The 6,907-nt window shown below is 62.0% G+C and carries 1 protein-coding gene; it reads left to right on the plus strand.

What is annotated here, in order from left to right; translation table 11 throughout:
- Positions 1-236 precede the first annotated feature (236 nt).
- Complete coding sequence (locus HUW52_RS14525; protein WP_175554028.1) at positions 237-6,647, plus strand: non-ribosomal peptide synthetase; 6,411 nt, start codon at positions 237-239, stop codon at positions 6,645-6,647.
- Positions 6,648-6,907: the final 260 nt, after the last annotated feature.

A 6,907-nucleotide genomic window follows, 5' to 3' on the forward strand; every position in this document is an offset into this window, starting at 1 on the left:
GCCGCGAAAACCGGTAGATGCTGATTTCTGATCGATGGCGCTCGGGCAAATGGCGGCGCTGGTATGTGGCTTTTTTCCTACAAGCTTTTCAGTATTTCCTCTCCGAATTTTTAGACCTTGCCTGCGATAAGCACGCTCATGGCGCTTATCAGGGTGGTGGTTGTCCGGGTTTCAGGTGTCATGTCGGTGGCGGGGCCGATGCTTGAATACCGGCAAAATTTCATGAGAAGGATCTTATGCAGCCTACTTCTGCCAACGTGGCGGGCGATCTGTCCGTGCCTGTCGAGACATTCGCGCTGACCGCTGCCCAACGGGATATCTGGCTGGACCAACTGAGCCGCGGAGATTCGCCGCTGTATAACATTGGCGGTTACGTCGAACTGAGCGGGCCGCTGGATCCGGCATTGCTGCAATCGGCACTTGAGTCTCTGGTGGAAACGCACGATGCCTTGCGGATTGTTCTGTTATCGGACGTTGGTCACGACGGGCTGCCGCTGCAAGGATTTGCGCAGACGCTGCCGGTGGCCATGCCGGTGCATGATGTCAGCGGGCAACCCGATCCGCAGTCGGCAGCCCGGGCGCTGGTCGAAGCGCAGATGGCGCAGGTCTTTGTATATAGCGGGCAAGCGTTGTTCCGCTTGAGTCTGATTCGCCTCGACCACCATCGCCACTGGCTGGCAGCCCAGGCCCACCACTTGATTATCGATGGCTGGGCGTTCGCGCTGCTGTTCAAGGCGGTCGGCGAGATCTACGGCGCGTTGTGCCGTGGCGAGCGCCCGCGTATTGCGGCACCGTCCTATGTCGGTTTTATCGAAGATGATGCGCGCTACCATCAGTCACCTCGCTATGAGCGCGATCAACGTTACTGGCTGGACAAGTACCGTAGCCTTCCCGAGCCCTTGTTGACGCCCCGCCATCGCGAATCCCCCGACGCTGAAGCAGCGCCCAGTCGCATCCACGTCGAGGTTTTTCCAGCCGTGCTGCACGAGCGCATGAAAGACTGCGCGCGACAATTCGGTAGCTCGGCATTTCATGTCTTGCTGGCGGCGCTGCATGTGTATTTCAGTCGCACCGCTCAGCGTGACGAGTGGGTGGTCGGTTTGCCGATTCTCAATCGCTCCGGTGCCCGCTTCAAGCGCACTTTGGGCTTGTTCACCCAGGTCAGTGCAATGCGCATGGGCTTTGGCCGAACGTTGTCATTCGCTGAGTTGATCAAGGCAATCGGCGATAGCCTGAAGCAGGATTTTCGCCATCAACGCTACCCGCTGAGCGAGATGAACCGCGCGCTGGGTCTGTTGCGTGAAGACCGAGCGCAACTGTTCGAACTGTCGGTGTCCTACGAGCAGGACGACCACGAATATTGCTACGGTGAGGCGTCGGGACACTCGGTCAAGGTGTCCAACCAGCATGAAACAACACCGCTGGCCCTTCACCTGCGCAGCAACCGTTTCAACGACAAAGCCTGGTTGCACCTGGTGTACTCGCCGGCCTATTTCACGGCTGACGAGATTGCGTCGTTGACCGAGCGCTTGTTGCTGATTCTGCAGCAAGGTCTGGAATGCCCAGCGCTGGCGATCGCCGATTTCAATCTCAATAGCCCGGCAGAGCTGGCGCTGCTCGATGAGTGGAACGACACCCGCGTCAGTTATCCGCAAGGTCAACTGATTCATCAGCGATTCGCGTCGCGGGTAGCCGAACAGCCGGACGCGGTGGTCGCGACTTATCAAGACCGCACGCTGACCTATAGCGAACTGAATCAGCAAGCCAATGCCTTGGCCCATCATCTGCTGGGCCTCGGTGTACGGCCGGATGACCGGGTGGCAATCGTTGCCCGCAGAGGCCTCGATACATTGGTCGGGCTACTGGCGATTCTCAAGGCGGGTGCCGCTTATGTGCCGATTGACCCGGCGCATCCGCCCGAGCGCCTGAATTATCTGCTCAGCGACAGTGCTCCAGTGGCGCTGCTGACGCAAAGCGGTCTGCGTGATCGTCTGCCCGCCACAGCGCTGCCGGTGATCGAACTTGATCGGCGCGAGTGGTCGCTCGACAACTTGACCGATCCCGACCTGCCGGAGTTGACCACGAACAACCTCGCTTATGTGATTTACACCTCCGGTTCAACCGGGTTACCCAAAGGCGTGATGGTCGAGCACCGCACACTCGGCAATCTGGTCGACTGGCACTGCGCGGCGTTCGGCCTCGGCACCGGACAGCAAACCTCGAGCCTTGCCGGCTTCGGTTTCGACGCGATGGCGTGGGAGGTCTGGCCGGCGTTATGTGCCGGGGCGACGCTGCACTTGTCGCCCGCAAGCGAAGGCAACGAAGACATCGACGCGCTGCTCGACTGGTGGCGTGCGCAGCCGCTGGACGTGAGCTTCCTGCCAACGCCGATTGCCGAATACGCCTTCAGCAAACAACTCGATCACCCGACCTTGCGCACCTTGCTGATCGGCGGCGATCGTCTGCGCCAGTTCAACCGTGCGCAGTCGTTTGCGGTGGTCAACAACTATGGCCCGACCGAAGCCACGGTGGTCGCTACTTCAGGACTGATCGCACCGGGGCAGGCCTTGCACATCGGCAAACCCGTGAGCAATGCCACGGCTTACCTGCTCGATGATCAGCAGCGCCCGGTGCCGATCGGCATCATCGGTGAGTTGTATGTCGGCGGCGCCGGGGTCGCCCGGGGTTATCTGAATCGCCCGGACCTGACTGCCGAACGCTTCCTCGACGACCCGTTCAGTGTGCAGCCGGATGCGCGCATGTACCGCACCGGCGATCTCGCCCGTTGGCGTTTCGACGGCAACCTTGAGTACATCGGTCGTAACGATGATCAGGTGAAAGTCCGCGGTGTGCGTGTCGAGCTGGGCGAAATCGAAGTGGCGCTCAGCAGTCATGACGCGGTACAGGAAGCCGTGGTGCTGGTGCGCGACGGTCAGCTGTTGGCATGGTTCACCGAGCATGAGGCGCTGGATATCCTGCAACTGCACGCGCACCTGACCTCGCGCTTGCCGTCCGCCCTGTTGCCGGCGGCTTACGTGCGCTTGGCAACGTTGCCTCTGACGGCCAACGGCAAACTCGACCGTCAGGCCTTGCCGGCGCCGGGTCCGGAAGCGCTGATCCGTCGTCAATACGAGGCGCCACAAGGTGACGTCGAAATCGCTTTGGCAAAGATCTGGGCCGAAATCCTGCAGGTCGAACGAGTAGGGCGTCACGACCATTTCTTCGAGCTGGGTGGCCACTCGTTGTTGGCTGTCGGCCTGATCGAACGTATGCGCCAGATTGGCATGAGCAGCGATGTGCGGGTGCTGTTCAGTCAGCCGACACTGGCCGCGCTGGCAGCGGCGGAGGGCAGTGGCCGCGAAGTCGAAGTGCCGGCCAACCGCATTCCTGCCGATTGCACGCACATCACCCCTGAGCTGCTGCCGCTGGTGCAACTGGATCAGCCGATGATCGAGCGTATCGTTGCAACAGTGCCGGGTGGTGCCGCCAATGTGCAGGACATCTACCCGTTGGCACCATTGCAGGAAGGCATTCTCTATCACCACATCACTGCTGCGCAGGGCGATCCGTATCTGCTGCAATCACTGCTGGCGTTCGACAGTCTCGAACGGGTCGAGGCCTTCGCTGCTGCGCTGCGTCAGGTCATGGCGCGCCACGACATCCTGCGTACGGCAGTGGTCTGGGAGGGGCTGACGTCACCGGTGCAAGTGGTCTGGCGCGAGGCCATTTTGCCGGTGCACGAGGTTGAACTGGATCCTGCCCATGGCGCGATCCTCGATCAATTGCATGCGCGCTTCGATGCACGGCGCTATCGTCTGGATGTCAGTCAGGCGCCGCTGCTGCGCCTGATGTATGCCCGTGACCCCGCGCACAACCGGGTGGTCGGGATCTTGTTGTTCCATCATTTAGCGATGGATCACATCGCGCTGGAGGCCATGCGCGAAGAAATCCACGCCTGCCTGTCCGGGAGCGCTGAACCGCTGGCGGCGCCGGTGCCATACCGCAACTATGTGGCGCAGACGCGATTGGGTGTCAGTGAACAGGAGCATGAAGCGTTTTTCCGCCAGATGCTCGCCGACATCGACGAGCCGACCTTGCCGTTCGCTTTGCAGAACGTACAAGGTGACGGCAGCAACATCGAGGAGGCCGAGCAAACCCTGACGAGCGATCTGTATCAACGTCTGCAGCAGCAGGCGCGTCTGGCCGGCGTCAGCGTCGCCAGCCTGATCCACCTCGCCTGGGCGCAAGTATTGGCGGCGACATCCGGCCAGCCAAGCGTGGTGTTCGGGACGGTGCTGATGGGGCGTATGCAGGGCGGCGCGGGTGCGGACCGGGCTTTGGGGGTGTTCATCAACACCTTGCCGCTGCGCGTCGATGTCGGTGAAGGCGCGCGCGCGGCGGTTAAGTCCACGCATGCCCGGCTGACAGCGTTGCTCGCCCATGAACACGCCTCTTTGGCGCTGGCCCAGCGTTGCAGTGGCGTCGCTGCGCCGGCGCCGCTGTTCAGCGCCTTGCTCAACTATCGGCACAGCGATGACGTCGAGCAAAAGAACTCCCGGCAAACCTGGGAGGGCATCGAGACCCTGGCCAACGAGGAACGCACCAATTACCCGTTTACCCTGAGTGTTGATGACCTCGGTACAGGCTTGCGTCTGACCACCAGAACCTTGTCGAGCATTGGCGCGCAGCGGATTTGCGCATACGTGCAGTCAGCGCTGAAAGGCTTGGTCGAGGCGCTGGAAAACACGCCGCAGCGGCCGCTGAACAGCCTGCCGTTGTTACCGCAGGAAGAGCTGCAACGGCTGCTGATCGAGTTCAACGATACGGCGGTCGATTGCCCGATGGACCAGCCGCTGCAGACGCTGTTCGAACAACAGGTGCAGCGCAAGCCGGATGCCATCGCCGTGCAGTTCGCCGAGCAACGCCTGACCTATCGCGAGCTGAACGAACAGGCCAACCGCCTGGCCCATCATCTGCGCGGGCTCGGCGTAAAACCGGATTCGCGAGTAGCGATCTGCGTCGAGCGCGGGCCTGAGCTGGTGATCGGTCTGCTGGGCATTCTCAAGGCCGGCGGTGCTTACGTGCCGCTCGATCCCGATTATCCGCTGCAACGCCTGAACTACATGTTGCAGGACAGCACGCCGGTTGCGCTGCTGGTGCATGAGGCGACGCGCGATCTGCTTGGCGAAACCGGCGTGCCGCTGATCGACCTCGACCTCGGCGTCTGGCAGGACCATCCCTTCGACAATCCGCAGGTGCCGGATCTCGGCGCGACGAATCTGGCCTACATGATCTACACCTCCGGCTCCACCGGCACGCCGAAGGGCGTGATGATCGAGCACCGCAGCGCCTGCAACATGGTGCACTGGGGCTCGCAGTTGTCGCCGCCGACTGAACACGGGGCGTTGCTGCAAAAAGCACCGTACAGTTTCGACAGTTCGGTGTGGGAGATCTTCTGGCCACTGTGCTCGGGCATGCGTTTGGTGCTGGCCCGAGCCGACGGTAATCGCGATTCGGCGTATGTCACGCAAGTGATCCGCGAGCAGAACATTACCGTGGTCAAGTTTGTACCGGCGTTGTTGCAGCAGTTCATCGAACAGGACGATGTCAGCCAGTGCACCAGCCTCACTGACGTGCTCAACGGTGGCGGCGAGTTGACCGTCGCGCTGGCCCGGCAAGTGCGCGAGCGCCTGCCGTGGGTGCGCCTGCACAACGTCTACGGGCCGACCGAAACCACCGTCGACAGCAGTGGCTGGACGCTGCAACCCGGCAAACCGGTGCCGCGGACACTGGTGCCGATCGGCAAGGCGCTGAGCAACACGCGGTTGTATGTGCTCGATGCCTGCGATCAACCGGTGCCGCTTGGCGTCAGTGGACATTTGCACATTGGTGGAGTGGGCGTAGCGCGCGGGTATCTGGGACTGCCGCAATTGCAGGCCGAGCGCTTTATCGACAGCCCGTTCGTGGCCGGTGACCGCTTGTATCGCACTGGGGATCTGGTGCGTTACGGCGCCGATGGCAACCTCGAATTCCTCGGTCGCAATGACTTCCAGGTCAAGCTGCGCGGGGTTCGTCTTGAGCTGGGCGAGATTGAAGCGCGGCTGCTTGAACACCCGGCCGTCCGCGAGGCGGTGGTGCTGGTGCGCGATGAGCGGCTGGTGGCGTATTACAGCGTACGGGCCGAGTCGCCTGAACCGACGCTGGAGGCGCTGCGTACGCATGTGTTGGCGCAGTTGCCGGAGTTCATGGTGCCCGGCGCCTACGTGATGCTGGCGGCGTTGCCCCTGACGCCCAACGACAAAATTGACCGCAAGGCATTGCCGGAACCGGGGGCGGAAGCGCTGCTCAGTCGGCCTTATGCGCCACCTGAAGGCGACGTGGAAATTGCCTTGGCGCAGATCTGGGCGCAGGTGCTCAAGGTCGAGCAGGTGGGGCGCGACGACAACTTCTTCGAACTGGGCGGGCATTCGTTGCTGGCGGTGAGTCTGGTCGCGCGCATGCGTCTGGCCGGCCTGCATGTCGACGCGCGGACGCTGTTCAGCCAGCCGACACTGGCGGCGCTGGCGGCACAGACCTCACGGCAAGCGAAGCACGTCGAGATCGCCCAGACCACCATCCCCAACCTCAACCGCAAACGCCGTCTCTGACGGCGCACACAAAACCTGTAGGAGTGAGCCTGCTCGCGATTGCGGTGGGTCAGTCACGAACATATCGCCTGACCTGACGCCATCGCGAGCAGGCTCACTGCTACAGGGGCCGGTTGTGTGGCCCATATCCGATATGGCTTGTCCCCGCTTCCCATGTCAGACACCCACGCCCCGATGTTTTAGTTTTTCCAAGCTGCGCGCCGTCTGCACGGACTCGCTGCTGCGCGCTCCTTTTTTCCGTATTTACAGCAGGTTACCTC

Source organism: Pseudomonas sp. 43A (assembly GCF_013363935.1).
Classification (GTDB): domain Bacteria; phylum Pseudomonadota; class Gammaproteobacteria; order Pseudomonadales; family Pseudomonadaceae; genus Aquipseudomonas; species Aquipseudomonas crudilactis.